Origin of the sequence: Mycobacterium attenuatum (assembly GCF_900566085.1) — a bacterium.
In the GTDB taxonomy this organism is placed as follows: Bacteria; Actinomycetota; Actinomycetes; order Mycobacteriales; family Mycobacteriaceae; genus Mycobacterium; species Mycobacterium attenuatum.
Map to the genome: position 1 here is coordinate 154,586 of NZ_UPHT01000073.1, position 16,225 is coordinate 170,810.

The window sequence follows — 16,225 nt, forward strand, 5'->3', positions numbered from 1 at the left end:
TCAGGCGGGTGCTGATCCGCGAATCTGGTTGGATGGGTCGGTGCGTGCCAACCTTGCGACCACGACCACGAGGGCGGACTTTCGCGTGCTGGCGGCAGAGCACCGCGTGGTTCCGGTGACTCGCAAGGTCTTGGCCGACAGCGAGACTCCGCTGTCGGCGTACCGCAAACTTGCCGCCAACCGGCCGGGGACGTTCCTGCTCGAGTCAGCCGAGAACGGCCGGTCGTGGTCGCGGTGGTCTTTCATCGGGGCCGGGGCGCCAACAGCGTTGACGGTGCGTGACGGCGAAGCGGTGTGGCTGGGCACCGCCCCGAAGGACGCCCCGACCGGAGGGGACCCACTGCGGGCGCTGCAGGCCACCCTGGACCTTCTCGCCACCTCGGCGCCCGGTCAGTCCGAACCCGGTTTTCCGCCACTGTCGGGCGGCATGGTCGGCTTTTTCGCCTATGACATGGTGCGGCGCCTCGAACGGTTGCCCGAACTGGCTGTCGACGATTTGCAGCTTCCGGACATGCTGCTGCTACTGGCCACCGATGTTGCCGCCGTCGACCACCACGAGGGCACCATCACCTTGATCGCCAACGCGGTGAATTGGAACGGCACCGACGAGCACGTCGACTGGGCCTACGACGACGCGGTCGCGCGGCTGGACGTGATGACCGCGGCCTTGGGTCAACCGCTACCGTCCACGGTTGCGACATTCAGCACGCCCGAGCCGCATTACCGAGCGCAGCGCACGGTCGAAGAGTACGGCGCGATCGTCGAGTATCTGGTGGCGCAAATCGCTGCCGGTGAGGCCTTCCAGGTGGTGCCCTCGCAGCGCTTCGAGATGGACACCGACGTCGATCCGATCGATGTCTACCGGATCCTGCGGGTAACCAACCCCAGCCCCTACATGTATCTGCTTCAGATCCCGAATAGTGCTGGCGCAGTCGATTTTTCGATCGTCGGATCCAGCCCGGAGGCGCTGGTCACCGTCCATGAGGGCCGAGCGACAACGCACCCCATCGCGGGGACCAGGTGGCGGGGAACCACCGACGAAGAGGATCAGTTGCTGGAAAAGGAGCTGCTGTCCGACGACAAAGAACTCGCTGAGCACCTGATGCTGGTCGACTTGGGCCGCAACGACCTTGGCCGGGTCTGCATGCCGGGTACGGTTCGCGTCGAGGACTACAGCCACATCGAACGCTATAGCCACGTCATGCATTTGGTGTCGACGGTGACCGGCCTGCTGGACCAGGGCCACACCGCGCTGGACGCGGTGACTGCCTGCTTCCCCGCTGGCACGCTATCGGGTGCACCCAAGGTGCGGGCGATGGAGTTGATCGAAGAAGTCGAGAAGACGCGCCGCGGCTTGTACGGCGGCGTGGTCGGATACCTCGACTTCGCCGGCAACGCCGACTTCGCGATCGCCATCCGCACCGCGCTGATGCGCAACGGCACGGCCTACGTGCAGGCCGGCGGCGGGGTCGTGGCCGATTCCAACGGGCCCTACGAATACAACGAGGCCCGGAACAAGGCGCGGGCGGTGTTGAACGCGATCGCCGCCGCCGAGACGCTGGCCAGTCCGAACTTCAGTCCCGCGGCCATGCCGGGCATGCAGCGGTCCGATCATGGCCCGACCAGGGCGTGCCGCCGTGACTGACTCCGGGCCGCTGCGGTCCCGCCGGCTCAGGATCGGGTTGGCCCAACTGCTGCTGGTGATTGCTGCCGGGGCGTTGTGGGTCGCTTCGCGGCTGCCATGGGTTGTCATTCGATCGTTCGACGGGTTGGGGCCGCCTCGGCAGGTGACCCTGACGGGCGCAACCTGGTCGACTGCGCTGCTGCCGGTCGCGATGCTGCTGCTGGCAGCGGCGGTGGCGGCACTCGCCGTGCGCGGCTGGCCACTGCGGATGCTGGCCGCTCTGCTGGCGGCAGCGAGCTTCGCGGTCGGTTATCTCGGTATCAGTGTGTGGGTGATTCCCGATGTCGCGGCTCGCGGCGCCGAACTCGCCCACGTCCCGTTGACCACCCTGGTAGGCAGCGGTCGGCACTACTGGGGTGCCGCGGTCGCGGTGGGCGCCGCGGTGTGCATCCTGGTCGCAGCCGCTGTGTTGATGCGCTCCGCGTCGATGGACCGGTCAGCTCATCCGGGCACCACCAAATACGCCGGACCTGCGGTGCGCCAGTCGGCGGCGCACCGTGACGACGACGGACCCATGTCGGAACGAATGATTTGGGATGCCCTTGACCACGGTGTGGACCCCACCGACCGACTGCACGGGTCTGACACCGAGGGTCGGTGACGAAGCCTGCGCCGAGGGCCGCTACCCTTCATGAACGTCATCGCAATCGGCTGCGGGGCGTGGGTCACGGTGGTGACGGTTGGAGACCGTCGGGGACCGTTGGAGACCGTTGGGAAAGGAAGCAGCAGGCATGAGTCCGGCAACCGTGCTTGACTCCATCCTCGAGGGAGTCCGGGCCGACGTCGCCGCGCGCGAAGCACGTATCAGCCTGCCGGAGATCAAGGCGGCCGCGGCCGCCGCGCCACCGCCCCTCGACGTGATGGCCGCGCTGCGCGCCCCGGGTATCGGGGTGATCGCCGAAGTCAAGCGCGCCAGCCCGTCGGCGGGCTCGCTGGCGACCATCGCTGATCCGGCAAAGCTGGCCCGGGCCTACGAAGACGGAGGCGCCCGCATCATCAGCGTGCTGACCGAGGAGCGGCGCTTCCACGGTTCCCTCGTCGACCTGGACGCGGTGCGCGCGGCTGTCTCGATTCCGGTGTTACGCAAAGACTTTGTGGTGCAGCCCTATCAGATCCATGAAGCTCGTGCGCACGGCGCCGACATGCTGTTGCTCATCGTCGCGGCGTTGGACCAGTCGGCATTGGTGTCGATGCTGGACCGCACCGAATCACTCGGGATGACCGCGCTGGTGGAAGTGCACACCGAGCAAGAAGCCGACCGGGCGCTGAAGGCCGGTGCCAAGGTGATCGGCGTCAATGCCCGTGACCTCACGACCCTGGAGGTCGACCGGGATTGCTTTGCGCGAATCGCTCCGGGGCTGCCCAGCAATGTAATCAGGATCGCCGAGTCCGGGGTGCGCGGCACCGGTGATCTGCTGGCGTACGCGGGTGCGGGCGCTGACGCCGTGCTGGTCGGTGAGGGTCTGGTCAAGAGCGGTGACCCGCGTGCGGCGGTTGCCGATCTGGTCACTGCGGGCACCCACCCGTCCTGCCCGAAGCCGGCTCGTTAGTCGTTGATGACCCGCGTGCACCTCGAGCGTCGGTGATGGCAGACCTTTCGACTCCGGGCCTTCCGCGCACGAGTGCCGCCGTCGCCGAACGGACCAGCCACGATCCTGACTCGGGCGGTCATTTCGGTGGCCACGGCGGTTCTGGCGGTTGGGGCGGCCGTTATGTCCCCGAGGCGCTGATGGCGGTGATCGAGGAAGTCACCGTCGCCTACGAGAAGGAACGCATCAACCAGGATTTCCTCGACACCCTGGACAAGCTGCAAGCCAACTATGCCGGCCGGCCCTCGCCGCTCTATGAAGCCACCCGACTCAGCCAACACGCCGGCTCGGCGCGCATCTTTCTGAAGCGAGAAGACCTGAACCACACCGGTTCTCACAAAATCAACAACGTCCTCGGTCAGGCATTGCTGGCCCGCCGGATGGGCAAGTCCCGGGTGATCGCCGAGACGGGTGCCGGTCAGCACGGGGTAGCCACCGCCACCGCATGCGCGCTGCTGGGCCTGGACTGCGTGATCTACATGGGTGCCGTGGACACCGCGCGCCAGGCACTCAACGTGGCCAGGATGCGACTTCTCGGCGCTGAGGTAGTTTCGGTGCAGACCGGTTCGCAGACACTCAAGGATGCCATCAACGAGGCGTTCCGCGACTGGGTCACCAACGCCGACAACACGTACTACTGCTTCGGCACGGCCGCCGGACCCCATCCCTTCCCCACCATGGTGCGTGACTTTCAGCGGATTATCGGTATGGAGGCACGCGTCCAGATCCGGGACCAGGCGGGCAGGTTGCCGGATGCGGTGGTGGCCTGCGTGGGCGGCGGATCCAATGCGATCGGAATCTTCCATGCGTTCCTCGACGATCCGGGGGTGCGGCTAGTCGGCTACGAGGCGGCCGGTGACGGCGTCGAAACCGGTCGGCACGCGGCAACATTCACCGGTGGTTCGCCCGGCGCCTTCCAGGGCTCGTTTTCCTATCTGTTGCAGGACGAAGACGGCCAGACCATCGAATCTCATTCGATCTCAGCAGGTCTGGACTATCCGGGAGTCGGCCCCGAACATGCGTGGCTCAAGGAATCTGGACGCGTCACCTATCAACCGATCACCGACTCGCAGGCGATGGAGGCGTTCGGGCTACTGTGCCGGACGGAGGGGATCATCCCGGCTATCGAATCCGCGCACGCGGTGGCCGGTGCGCTCCAGCTGGGCGGTGAATTGGGAAGGGGTGCCGTCATTGTGGTCAATCTGTCGGGGCGCGGGGACAAGGATGTCGAGACGGCCGCCCGCTGGTTCGGTCTGCTGACACCCGGCGCCGGCGCGGACGGGTCTGTTGGGTGATGACTGTCGAGCAGCGTGAAACCAGCAGGCTCGGGCCGCTTTTCGAGTCGTGCCGCACAGCTGGTCGCGCGGCGCTGATCGGCTATCTGCCCACCGGTTATCCCGATGTGCGCACGTCGGTGGATGCAATGACCGCGTTGGTCGAATCTGGTTGCGACATCATTGAAGTCGGTGTTCCGTATTCGGACCCGGGCATGGACGGACCCACCATCCAGCGGGCTACCGAGGCCGCATTGCGTGGGGGAGCACGCGTCCGCGATACCTTGGCCGCGGTCGAGGCGATCAGCGGGGCCGGTGGCAATGCCGTAGTGATGACGTACTGGAACCCGGTGCTGCGCTACGGGGTCGACGCATTCGCCAGGGATCTGGCTGCGGCCGGCGGACAGGGCCTGATCACTCCTGACCTGATTCCCGACGAGGCGCAACCCTGGTTCGCCGCTTCCGACGAACATCGGTTGGACCGCATCTTTCTGGTGGCGCCGTCATCAACGCCCGAACGATTGGCGACCACGGTCAAGGCTTCGCGCGGGTTCGTCTATGCGGCGTCGACGATGGGGGTGACCGGGGCGCGTGACGTGGTTTCACAGGCTGCGCCCCAACTGGTGGGGAAGGTGAAAGCGGTGACGGACATACCGGTCGGGGTGGGGTTGGGGGTGCGGTCGCGCGAGCAGGCCGCGCAGATCGCACGTTATGCCGACGGCGTCATTGTCGGTTCGGCGTTGGTCTCGGCGCTTGGTGCGGGTCTGCCGAGCCTGCGCGCGCTGACCGACGAACTTGCCGCGGGTGTGCGCGAAAGGCCGGCGTCATGACAACGACGTGGCTTGCCTACATTCCCAGCCCGCCGCGCGGGGTCTGGCACCTCGGGCCGCTGCCCATCCGGGCCTACGCGCTGTTCATCATCACCGGGATCATCGTGGCCCTGCTGATCGGCGACCGGCGCTTCGTGGCCCGTGGCGGAGAGCGCGGCGTGATCTATGACATCGCGCTGTGGATGGTGCCTTTCGGCTTGATCGGCGGCAGACTTTATCACTTGGCCACCGATTGGCGGACATATTTCGGCCCCGGTGGCGCCGGGTTCGCCGCGGCGCTTCGGATTTGGGATGGGGGCCTGGGCATTTGGGGCGCCATCGCCCTCGGTGCCGTCGGGGCGTGGATTGCCTGTCGCCGTCGTGGAATTCCGCTGCCCGCTTTTCTGGACGCGGCCGCCCCGGCAGTCGTTTTGGCGCAGGCTATCGGCCGGTTGGGAAACTACTTTAATCAAGAGCTCTACGGACGCGAGACCACCGTACCGTGGGGACTGGAAATCTTCTACCGCCATGATCCCGCCGGATTCGTCGACGTCCATTCCCTTGACGGGGTTTCTACCGGGCAGCTCGCCGTCGTTGTGCATCCGACGTTCCTCTACGAATTGCTTTGGAACGTACTGGTATTCGCGGTGTTGATCTACCTGGATCGGCGTTTCACGATCGGCCATGGGCGACTGTTCGGTCTCTACGTCGCGCTGTACTGCGTCGGGCGATTCGGCGTCGAGTTGCTGCGTGACGATACCGCCACACACATCGCCGGTATCCGGATCAATTTGTTCACGTCCACTTTCGTGTTCATCGGCGCCATGGTGTACGTGATTTTGGCGCCGAAGGGGCGTGAGGATCCGGCCACCGTGCACGGTGGTGTTGCTGGCGGGACCGCTGCCGAGCCTGAGGCACTGGACGAGTCTGAGCAGGAGCCCGCGGCGGTGGCTTCGGACTCGTCGGCTGTCACCGCTGCCGCGGCCGGTGCGCAGGTCGAGGATGGCGAAACGACCGAGTCAGCGCAAACCGTGCAGTCCGGCGAAGTCGCCGAATCGCAAACCGTGAAGTCCCAGGCCGCGGTGGCCGAGGAGGGCGCAACTGAGATCCAGCCAGTGGAGACTGGGCAGGCGGAAGCCGTTGAGGCGGAGCCCGAGGCGGCTGTGGGAGCCGAGCCTCGCGAAGCCGACGGGGCGAAGGTCGAGGAAGTCGGGGGAGCCGAGCCCCGCGAAGCCGAAGGGGCCGAGGAGGCTGAGGAGTGCGAGGGCACCGAGGCTGAGGAAGCCGAGATCGAGCCGGAGCCCGAGCCTGAGCCTGAGCCTGACGTCCACGAAGCTCGAGCTGAAGAATCGCAGCCCGCTGTCGACGAGGCCGAGCCCGGTTCGGTACCTGATGAGGCCGAGCTTGCACCGGCCGACGGTGAATCGGAGGTCGGGGCGCCGGAGGTCGGTGAGGCAGCAATGACCGAAACCGAGGTAGAAGAGCCGGAAGTCGAAGAGGCTGAAGACAATTCCGCTGCTGAAGAGGCCGAGCCCGCGGAGGCTGAGGTTACAGAGGCGCAGACCCCCGAGTCCGAGCCGGCGGAAGCCGAGGGACCGCAGACCGAAGCCCTGGAGGCCGAGCCGGACGCCGTAGCGACCCAAACCGAACACGCCGAGGCGCGTGAACCTGCGGCCGAGACGCAGACATCGGAGCCGGACACAGAAGACGCCACCCGGCCTGATAAGCCTGAGACACCCCAGACACCGGAAGGGGACGCATCCAGCGGTTTTACCGGTGATGACGGCCAGGCACCGCCCGTTTCCGGTTTGCCGACGGCGGAGAGCGCCGGCTTGACTCGGCAGAGCTGGCGGGCTCGGTTGCGCAACCGGCGACAGCGGTCCGGGCGGTAGCGGGCGGGGCAACTTGGCGCACCAGCGGCTCGGGCGCAGACCCGCCGAATCTGGCATGCTGAAGCGGTGACTGACCAGCCGTGGGCTGCGCAACCCGGTTCACCAGAGCAGCAACCGGGATATCCGCCGCCGTTTCCGCCGCCGTACTACCCCGAATACTCGCGGCCCGGCGGTTACTCCGGTCCAGCAGCGGATCCGTCCGCTCCTTTCGGCCGACATCCTGTTACCGGACAACCACTTTCGGACAAGTCGAAGACAATAGCGGGGCTCTTGCAGTTACTCGGGCTGTTCGGCATCGCCGGTATCGGACGAATCTACCTCGGACACACCGGGATTGGTGTCGCGCAACTGCTCGTCGGTTGGCTGACGTGCGGGGTGGGCGCCGTTATCTGGGGTGTCATCGATGCGGTGCTGATCCTGACCGACAAAGTCAGCGACCCCTGGGGTCGCCCATTGCGCGATGGAACCTGATCCGGGCGCGCGGGGCGGGCACGCTCGGCGGCGTCGTCATCGCTACGGTGTGGCCGGCTCGGCCGTGCTGTTCGTCGGGGCACTGGGCTACATCGGGCTGGTCGATCCGCACCGCGGCGACTCGCTGTACCCACATTGCCCGTTCAAGTTGCTCACCGGCTGGAATTGCCCCGCCTGCGGTGGGCTGCGGATGACGCATGATCTGCTGCACGGTCAGGTCGTGGCCGCCATCAATGACAATGTGTTCTTGCTTTTCTTGCTGACCGGCATCCCCATCCTGGCCGGCTGGTCGCTGCTGCGCCGTCGCCACGGTCGGTCGGTGCTACCGCAACCCCTGATCATCACGCTGGCGGTGGCGACGGTGGCGTGGACGGTGTTGCGTAACCTGCCCGGCTTCCCGTTGGTGCCGACCGTTCTCGGCGCATGACCTCCCGCGGCCCCATTCAGGCGGTCGGCCCGTTCAGTTGCCGAAGCCGGATAGTGGGCCCGGCGCCCCGGCGGCAGGCACGCTAAGCCGACTGGCGGCAAAGGCTACACCCTGCTCCACTGCCAGCCCATCGCCTGCATAGGCGTCATGGGCCGCAAAGTTGAGCCCATCAGAGCAAACCGGGTCCTCCGGCTCGCACACCTTGATGGTCTTGGCCTGATAAGCGGGACCAATGGCGACCGGGGGCTGGCCGAGGAAGTCCATCGCCCGGTGGTTCGGCAACCCGAACAACACCACCGCGGCGACGTGGTCAGCTACCTCGGGTGCCAGCGGTTTGGGCACGGTGGCGGCATCGACTCCATCCGGCACCGCGGCCGACGTGACGAAGCCCATCACTGCCGCTCCCTGCGAATATCCGCCGAGGACCATTTTCGTCTTCGGGCAGCTGCCCGCCATGGAAATGACGTGGGCACTAGCGTCTCGGATGCCGTCGATCCCGGTATCCCACTGGTCGCTGGCCGGGTAGTTGACCGGGTATACCCCGAACGTCTTGCCGCCGGCTCGCGAGCGCAGAGAGTCGACAAATGCCTGCCCCGTGGGGCCGACTCCCGGAGCTTCCCCGGTGCCCCGGGCGAACACCACCTCGACGTCTGGACAAGGCTCTGCGGACGCTGCCGGGACCACAAAGCCGGGAAGGACGGAGGCGCCGATACCCCACGCGGTGACCACTGCGGGGCTAAGGATTCGAACGACGGGAGAAGCAATCAGGGCGCGGTAGGTGTCCATATGAGGAGTTTCTCAAATCAAGAATTTTCCGGCACCTTTTGCGGAGGGAATTTCAGTCCCTGGCTATGACGTGTCGAACGTTGCCACCGTGCGGCGGCGCTGACCCGCGAAAGCGCGGGGTGACGACGCCCGCGTTGGGTTGTACGGGTATCGGCGAGGCGCACCGAAGGCACCTGACCGCGACTATGCTTTGTCGTCGTGACAAGACGCGGGAAGATCGTCTGCACTCTCGGGCCGGCCACCCAATCGGACGACATGGTCAGAGCGCTGGTCGAAGCCGGAATGGACGTCGCCCGAATGAACTTCAGCCACGGCGACTACGCCGATCACGAGGCCGCCTACAAACGAGTCCGGGCGGCCTCCGATGCCACCGGCCGCGCCGTTGGGGTGCTCGCCGACTTGCAAGGCCCGAAGATCAGGTTGGGGCGCTTCGTGAGTGGGCCCACCTATTGGGCTGACGGCGAAACGGTCCGGATCACTGTCCGGGAATGCGATGGTTGCCACGACCGGGTGTCGACCACCTACAAGAGGCTGGCTCAGGACGCGACGGCCGGCGACCGCGTGCTCGTCGACGACGGCAAGGTCGGCTTGGTGGTCGATCACATCGACGGTGACGACGTGGTGTGCACGGTCGTTGAGGGCGGCCCGGTGAGTAACAACAAGGGAATCTCCTTGCCCGGCATGAATGTTTCAGCGCCCGCGCTGTCCGAAAAGGACATCGAGGACCTGACGTTCGCGCTGAACCTCGGCATCGACATGGTGGCGCTCTCCTTTGTGCGCTCGCCATCTGATGTCGAGCTTGTCCACGAGGTGATGGATCGGATCGGACGCCGAGTGCCGGTGATCGCCAAGCTGGAAAAGCCCGAAGCGATCGACAACCTCGAGGCCATCGTGCTGGCCTTCGACGCCGTCATGGTGGCCCGCGGTGATCTCGGGGTCGAGTTGCCGTTGGAAGAGGTTCCGTTGGTGCAGAAGCGGGCGATCCAGATGGCGCGGGAGAACGCCAAGCCGGTGATCGTGGCAACGCAGATGCTGGACTCGATGATCGAGAACTCGCGGCCGACCCGCGCCGAGGCCTCCGACGTCGCCAACGCCGTGCTCGATGGCGCCGACGCGCTGATGCTGTCCGGTGAAACGTCGGTCGGTAAGTATCCGTTGTTGGCGGTACGGACCATGTCGCGGATCATCTGTGCGGTCGAAGAGAATTCGACGGCGGCTCCGCCACTGACGCATGTGCCGCGCACCAAGCGAGGCGTGATTTCCTACGCCGCCCGCGACATCGGCGAGCGGCTGGACGCCAAGGCGTTGGTCGCTTTCACCCAATCCGGCGACACGGTGCGACGGCTGGCCCGCCTGCACACCCCGCTGCCGCTGCTGGCCTTCACCGCGTGGCCCGAGGTGCGCAGCCAGCTCGCGATGACATGGGGCACCGAAACATTCATCGTCCCAATGATGACGTCCACCGATGGCATGATCCGCCAGGTCGACAAGTCACTGCTCGAACTGGGCCGCTACAAGCGGGGCGACCTGGTGGTGATCGTCGCGGGTGCGCCGCCGGGCACGGTAGGTTCCACCAACCTGATCCACGTGCACCGGATCGGTGAGGACGACGTTTAGTTGTCCGATTTCGACGAACTGTTAGCGGTGCTGGATCTCCAGTGTGTCGGCGAGGACCGGTTCATCGGATCACATCCCAGCAAGAACCCGCTGCGCACCTTCGGCGGGTTGCTCGTCGCCCAGTCGTTCGTCGCGAGCAGCCGCACGCTGGCCCGTGATGACCTGCCGCCCAGCGCGCTCTCGGTGCATTTCATCAACGGTGGCGACACCACCAAAGACATTGAATTCCATGTGGTTCGGTTGCGCGACGAGCGTCGGTTCGCCAACCGCCGCGTCGACGCCGTGCAGGACGGCACCTTGCTGTCTTCGGCGATGATCTCCTACATGTCCGGCGGTCCCGGACTCGAGCACGCCGTCGACCCGCCACAGGTGGACGAGCCGCATACGCGGCCGCCCATCGGCGAGCTGCTGCGCGGCTATGAGCAGACAGTCCCGCACTTCGTCAACGCATTGCAACCGATCGAATGGCGCTATACCAATGACCCGTCCTGGGTGATGCGAGAGAAGGGCGATCGGCTTGGTTACAACCGGGTGTGGGTCAAGGCGCTCGGTGCGATGCCCGACGATCCGGTGCTGCACACCGCGACGATGCTGTATTCCTCCGACACCACCGTGCTGGACTCGGTGATCACCACCCATGGGCTGTCGTGGGGCTTTGACCGTATCTTCGCGGCCTCCGCCAACCACTCGGTGTGGTTTCATCGGCAGGTCGACTTCGACGACTGGGTCCTGTATGCGACCTCGTCGCCGGTGGCCGCGGATTCGCGCGGGCTGGGCACGGGTCATTTCTTCGACCGAGGTGGGCGTCTCATTGCGACGGTGGTGCAGGAGGGCGTCCTGAAATACTTTCCCGCGGCGCGCCGATAGACAGGTGGGGTAACCGCAGGACAACCACCGGTTTCGGCTCGACCCGGCCGCGCTCAGGCGTACCGTTCCTGGTAGCGGGTACCCTTCCGGCAGCTGAGAGGCAGGTCAGGGGGAGGTGAGCGTGAACGAACCGTCGGTTGAAGTTGCGCCGCGCGCCCGCGAACGCGTCGTGGTCCATGTCGATTCACTCACGGCCCGCTTTGTCGCTGCCCTCGCGGTGTTCTGCGCGGCGTGCTGGCTTATCGCTCTGCTCGCACACAACTATCGGCACGAGGATTGGCAGGCAGCCGGGCGGCTGAGTTGGTCGCTGACGATGCTGGCGGCCGTCGCCTTGATCGCCCGGGGTATCTTCCTCGGGCGTCCGGTCACGGCCATGCACGCGGCGGCGGCCGGCTTGTTCCTGGTCATCGGGTTGGGCTTGCACGTGCTGTCCTTCGATCTGGCCGGCGAGATGCTGATCGCCGGATCGGGTTTGGTGTTGATGTGGCCCACGTCATCGCATCCGCGGCCCGGCGACCTACCTCGGGTCTGGGCGTTGGTCAACGCCACCTGCGAAGATCCGTTGGCGCCGTTCGCCATGCAGGCGGGCAAGTGCTACCACTTCAGTGCTGCCGGCACCGCCGCGCTGGCATACCGGACGCGGATGGGCTTTGCGGTGGTCGCGGGGGATCCGGTCGGTGACGAATCGCAGTTCGCCGGGCTGGTTGCCGACTTCGCCGCCCTGTGTCATGCGCGGGGTTGGCGGATTGCGGTGCTGGCCTGCAGTCAGCGACGGCTTCGTCTGTGGACTGACCCCGCCCTGCCGGGACGCTCGCTGCGGGCGGTACCCATCGGGCGAGACGTCGTCATTGATGTCCCCAACTTCGCGATGGTGGGCCGCAAATTCCGCAACCTGCGTCAGGCCGTCAAACGGACCCATAACTTCGGGATCGCCACCGAGATCGTGGCCGAGCAGGAGCTCGACGAGGAGCGGCGCGCCGAGCTGACCGAGGTGCTGCTGGCGTCACCCAAAGGAGCCCGCACCGATCGCGGCTTCTGCATGAGCCTGGACGGTGTGCTGGAAGGAAAGTACCCGGGAGTTCAGCTGATCATCGCCAGGGACGCATCGGGGCAGGTGCAGGGCTTCGACCGGTTCACCACGGCGGGCGGCGGTAGTGACTTCTCCCTCGACGTGCCCTGGCGGCGCCGCGGTGCCCCGAACGGGATCGACGAGCGGCTCAGTGTCGACATGATCACCGCCGCCAAAGATGCTGGCGCACGGCGATTGTCACTGGCGTTTGCGGCGTTTCCGGAGATCTTCGACGCAGCGCACCGAAGCCGCCTGCAACGCCTGTTCTATCTGCTGATCCATCTGCTTGACCCGATGATCTCACTGGAATCCTTGTACCGGTACTTGTGCAAGTTCCACGCGTTGGACGAACGACGCTATGCGCTGGTCTCGCTGTCACAGCTAGTTCCGTTGCTGATAGTGCTGCTGTCCCTGGAGTTCATGCCGCGACGCCGACAGCTACCCTAAGGGGCGCGCCGGTGAGCCGACGCTGAGGCGAGCACACTCAATATCGTCGGGCAAGTGGTGGGTGGCCACCACAACCGTCCTGGCGCCCAGAATCGGTCCGGGACCGGGTGTCAGCAGATCGCGCAGCACAGCGTCGGTGTCGCTCGCGTCAAGGTGCTCGGTTGGCTCGTCCAGCAGCACAATCCGGGCGGGAGACAGTACGGCCCGCGCCAGCAGCAGCCGCCGGCGTTGGCCTGCTGAAAGCCCTTGCGCACCACCGATTAACACCGTCGATAAGCCTTCGGGCAGAGCGGCCAGCCAGTCGCCGAGGCCAACTTTCGCCAGGGCGGCCGTCAATTCGTTGTCGCTGCAGTCGGCCCGGACGACCAGTAGATTGTCTCGCACCGTGGTGCCGAAAACGTGTGCGTCTTCGGCGAAAAAGGTTATCGCTCTTCGTAGTTCGGCTTCATCGAAGCGGCTCAGCTCGATTTCATCCAAGAGCACCCCGCCGTGTACCGGCGGCAGCAGCCCGGCCAGCGTCATCAGCAGCGTCGTCTTGCCGGAACCGCTGGGGCCGGTTACGGCAAGCCGGGTGCCCGGTGCCAGGTCGACCACCGCCCGGGCTGACTGCGCCTGGATGTGACCGAACCACACATCGGCGGACAGCCGGCCGGCGACCACGCTGCCCGCTGGAGTTGCGGCGGCCTCGGCGAGGCGGTCGGGCGGAGCCAGGTCGAGCAGCCGCCGGGCCGCGATGCGCGACCGGGTCAACTGGGCCGCGGCCGCCGGGAGCGCATTGGTCGCCTCGAAGGCCGACAACGGCAACAACATCAACACGGCCAGCGTCGTCGGCGCGACCGTGGGCGCCATGGCCATTCCGGCCACCACCGCGCCCAACACGCTGGCCCCGATCGCCGCGGTCGGTATCGCCTCGGCGATCGCCGCCGGCCGGGCCGCGTTGTCAAGGGCTTGGCCCCAAGCACGTTGCCGCCCTTGGGATTCGGCAATGACGTCCGGCAGCACCCCGGCGACCCGGAGCTCGGGTGCATGGTCGAGTGCGGCCATCGCCGACGTGTCGCGTTCGCCATGATGGCGGCGGGCCAGCGCTTCGTGTTCGACGGCGGCTCTGCCGGCAAGCCAGGGCGCGAGAGCCCCGGCCACCAGGAGGCAGAGCGCCAGTACCACTCCGGCCGGCACCGAGATGATCGCGACGGCGGTGGTCGCGGCCACCGCCAGTACTGCGGCGACGCTGATCGGTACCACCGCGCGCACCAGCATGTCGGCAACGGTGTCGACGTCGGCACCGACACGGGCCACCACCTCGCCGCTGGGCAGCCGGACGGCGGCCGCCACGGGCCCCGTGGCCAGCCGGTGGTACATCTGGGCGCGGGCGGTGCCGGCCGCGCGCAGTGCGGTGTCGTGGGTGGCCAGCCGCCCGCAGTAGTGCAGGATCGCGCGCGAGATCGCCAATGTCCGCACCGCGACGACCGCGACGGACAGGTCCAGCAAGGGCGGCATTTGCCAGGCGCGGGTGATCAACCACGCCGACACCCCGGCCAGGGTCAGGCCGCTGCCCAGCGACAAGGCCCCCAGCGCAGTCGCGGCCACAATGCGGGCCCGCCGAGGGCGCAGTAGGCGATAACCGGCCAGCAGCGGATCAGACCGGGGCATAGTCGGCCTCGCTGCTGGCGGTGACCTCGACGACCCGGTCGCCGATAGCCACGACCCGCTCTCGGTGCCCGATGACCACCACTGTCGCGCCGGCGCGGGCCCGATCGACGATGGCCCGCAATACCCGGTCCTCGGTGCCGGCGTCCAGGTGTGCGGTGGGTTCGTCGAGCAGCAGCACCGAAGCGGTGGATCCGAGGGCTCGGGCCAGTCCCAGCCGCTGGCGTTGCCCCAGCGACAAGCCGACGCCGCCGCGGCCAAGCGTGGTGTCCAATCCGTCGGGTAGCTCGGCCAGCACGGTATCGAATCCTGCTGCGGCGCAAGCCTCATCGATGTCCTCGAGATCACCGAGCAGGAGCAGGTTGTCGCGAACGGTACCCGGAATCAGTACCGGGCGTTGGGGTAGCCAGGACAATTGCCGCCACCAACCGGCGGGGTCTAGGTCGCCGACGTCGATTCCGGCGACGGTGACCCGTCCCGACGACGGCAGGGTGAGGCCCGCTATCGTCTGCAGCGCTGTGCTCTTGCCTGCGCCGTTTCGCCCGGTCAGCACCGTGACTCGGCCGGGTTCGAGCGCCGCGGACAGACCATCCGGGGAGCGTCCTGCTCTGCTTGCGACGCTGAGGTTTTCGATGCGGATCGGGGCTCCGTGGGCCGCCACCGTCCGGGTGCCCGCCGAGGCGGGCTTCGGCTGTTCGATGAGCGCGAAAGCCTCATCGGCCGCGGTCTTGCCGTCCTGGGCGGCGTGAAACTCCACCCCGATGCGCCGCAGCGGCCAATAGACGTCTGGGGCCAACAACAGCACCGTCAACCCGGCCGCCAGGCTCATCTGCCCGAACACCAGGCGAAGACCGATGCTCACCGCGATCAGTGCCACACCCAGCGTGGCCAGCAACTCGAGCACCAACGCCGACAGGAAGGCCACCCGCAGCGTGGCCATCGCCGAACGTCGATGGGCGGCGCTGAGTTCTGCGATGCGCTGCTCCGGCCCCACTGCACGGCCCAGCGCCCGCAGGGTGGGGATGCCCGCGATCAAGTCCAACAGCCGAGCCTGCAGCGTGCCCATCGCGGCCAGCGCGGCTGCCGACCGATCGGCGGTCGTGAGCCCGATCAACACCATGAAGAGCGGAATCAGCGGCAGCGTGATCACCACGATCACCGTCGACTTCACGTCGTAGAACGCGATGACCGCGACGGTGGCCGGCGTCAGAATCACCGCAAGCAGCAAAGCGGGCAGGTAACCAGTGAAGTAGGGGCGCAAGCCGTCCAGCCCCCGGGTAGCCAGTACCGCCGCGGCATCCCGCTGTGCCGCCACCTGCCTGGGCTGTCGGCCGGTTACCGCCGTCAGCACCTGCCCGCTCAGATCGGCGATCACCGCGCTGGCGCCCCGCTGCCCAAGGCGCGCTTGCAGCCAGTGCGTCGCCGTACGGATCACCCACAGCGCCAACACTATTGCCAGCGGTCCCAGCCAGCGGCCTAGGTGTCGCGTCGAGGGATCGGCCACGACCCGCGCGACGATGCTCGCCAGGACCACCGCCGAGCCGATCGCGCAGCCGGATATCGCCACTCCACATGCCACCGCGGCGATCAGGTAGCCGCGCAGGGCCGACGACGCCCGCCACAGCCGCGGATCCAGCGGCGCCCGG

At 66.9% G+C, this 16,225-nt stretch carries 13 protein-coding genes and 1 pseudogene; 11 read left to right on the plus strand and 3 right to left on the minus strand.

Annotated elements, in window-relative coordinates; genetic code table 11:
- Nucleotides 1-40: 40 nt before the first annotated feature.
- The 8 genes and pseudogenes from EET13_RS12910 to EET13_RS12945 all read left to right on the plus strand — a co-directional run bounded on the left by EET13_RS12910 (nucleotide 41) and on the right by EET13_RS12945 (nucleotide 8,146).
- Nucleotides 41-1,645, plus strand: a complete 1,605-nt coding sequence (locus EET13_RS12910; protein ID WP_244603894.1) for an anthranilate synthase component I — start codon at nucleotides 41-43, stop codon at nucleotides 1,643-1,645.
- Complete coding sequence (locus EET13_RS12915; protein WP_122442651.1) at nucleotides 1,614-2,285, plus strand: TIGR02234 family membrane protein; 672 nt, start codon at nucleotides 1,614-1,616, stop codon at nucleotides 2,283-2,285. Before EET13_RS12910 ends, EET13_RS12915 begins: the two co-directional genes overlap by 32 nt.
- 130 nt (nucleotides 2,286-2,415) lie before the next feature.
- The gene (trpC, locus tag EET13_RS12920) at nucleotides 2,416-3,234 is read left to right on the plus strand and encodes an indole-3-glycerol phosphate synthase TrpC (RefSeq protein WP_122442652.1); all 819 of its coding nucleotides are present in this window, start codon (nucleotides 2,416-2,418) and stop codon (nucleotides 3,232-3,234) included.
- A gap of 35 nt (nucleotides 3,235-3,269) precedes the next feature.
- Complete coding sequence (gene trpB, locus EET13_RS12925; RefSeq protein ID WP_122442653.1) at nucleotides 3,270-4,568, plus strand: tryptophan synthase subunit beta; 1,299 nt, start codon at nucleotides 3,270-3,272, stop codon at nucleotides 4,566-4,568.
- Nucleotides 4,565-5,377, plus strand: coding sequence for a tryptophan synthase subunit alpha (gene trpA / locus EET13_RS12930; protein ID WP_122442654.1), 813 nt, complete (start codon nucleotides 4,565-4,567; stop codon nucleotides 5,375-5,377). Before trpB ends, trpA begins: the two co-directional genes overlap by 4 nt.
- Entirely contained in the window at nucleotides 5,374-7,248 is a 1,875-nt protein-coding gene (locus EET13_RS12935) for a prolipoprotein diacylglyceryl transferase (RefSeq protein WP_122442655.1), read from the plus strand. The genes trpA and EET13_RS12935 overlap by 4 nt, the downstream gene beginning before the upstream one ends.
- Before the next feature lie 55 nt (nucleotides 7,249-7,303).
- Nucleotides 7,304-7,719: pseudogene (locus EET13_RS12940) on the plus strand (NINE protein).
- Nucleotides 7,709-8,146, plus strand: coding sequence for a DUF2752 domain-containing protein (locus tag EET13_RS12945; protein ID WP_122442657.1), 438 nt, complete (start codon nucleotides 7,709-7,711; stop codon nucleotides 8,144-8,146). Before EET13_RS12940 ends, EET13_RS12945 begins: the two are co-directional and overlap by 11 nt.
- A 33-nt stretch (nucleotides 8,147-8,179) precedes the next feature.
- Here the strand turns inward: EET13_RS12945 and EET13_RS12950 are convergent, their stop codons facing one another.
- The gene (locus EET13_RS12950; RefSeq protein WP_122442658.1) at nucleotides 8,180-8,932 is read right to left on the minus strand and encodes a cutinase family protein; all 753 of its coding nucleotides are present in this window, start codon (nucleotides 8,930-8,932) and stop codon (nucleotides 8,180-8,182) included.
- 198 nt (nucleotides 8,933-9,130) lie between these two features.
- Between EET13_RS12950 and pyk the strand changes: the two genes are divergently transcribed.
- The 3 genes from pyk (at nucleotide 9,131) to EET13_RS12965 (ending at nucleotide 12,932) form a co-directional block, all read left to right on the plus strand.
- Nucleotides 9,131-10,549: a pyruvate kinase gene (gene pyk, locus EET13_RS12955; protein ID WP_122442659.1), complete on the plus strand. Its 1,419-nt coding sequence runs from the start codon at nucleotides 9,131-9,133 to the stop codon at nucleotides 10,547-10,549.
- Nucleotides 10,550-11,416, plus strand: a complete 867-nt coding sequence (locus EET13_RS12960; RefSeq protein ID WP_122442660.1) for an acyl-CoA thioesterase II — start codon at nucleotides 10,550-10,552, stop codon at nucleotides 11,414-11,416.
- 121 nt (nucleotides 11,417-11,537) lie between these two features.
- Nucleotides 11,538-12,932: a bifunctional lysylphosphatidylglycerol flippase/synthetase MprF gene (locus tag EET13_RS12965; RefSeq protein ID WP_122442707.1), complete on the plus strand. Its 1,395-nt coding sequence runs from the start codon at nucleotides 11,538-11,540 to the stop codon at nucleotides 12,930-12,932.
- Here EET13_RS12965 and cydC read toward each other — a convergent pair.
- Together cydC and cydD are read right to left on the minus strand one after the other, a co-directional pair.
- Entirely contained in the window at nucleotides 12,924-14,582 is a 1,659-nt protein-coding gene (gene cydC / locus EET13_RS12970; RefSeq protein ID WP_122442661.1) for a thiol reductant ABC exporter subunit CydC, read from the minus strand. The two genes, EET13_RS12965 and cydC, sit on opposite strands and share 9 nt — an antisense overlap.
- Nucleotides 14,569-16,182 (minus strand): thiol reductant ABC exporter subunit CydD, encoded by a 1,614-nt coding sequence (gene cydD / locus EET13_RS12975; RefSeq protein WP_122442662.1) that lies wholly within the window; start codon nucleotides 16,180-16,182, stop codon nucleotides 14,569-14,571. The genes cydC and cydD overlap by 14 nt, the downstream gene beginning before the upstream one ends.
- Nucleotides 16,183-16,225: the final 43 nt, after the last annotated feature.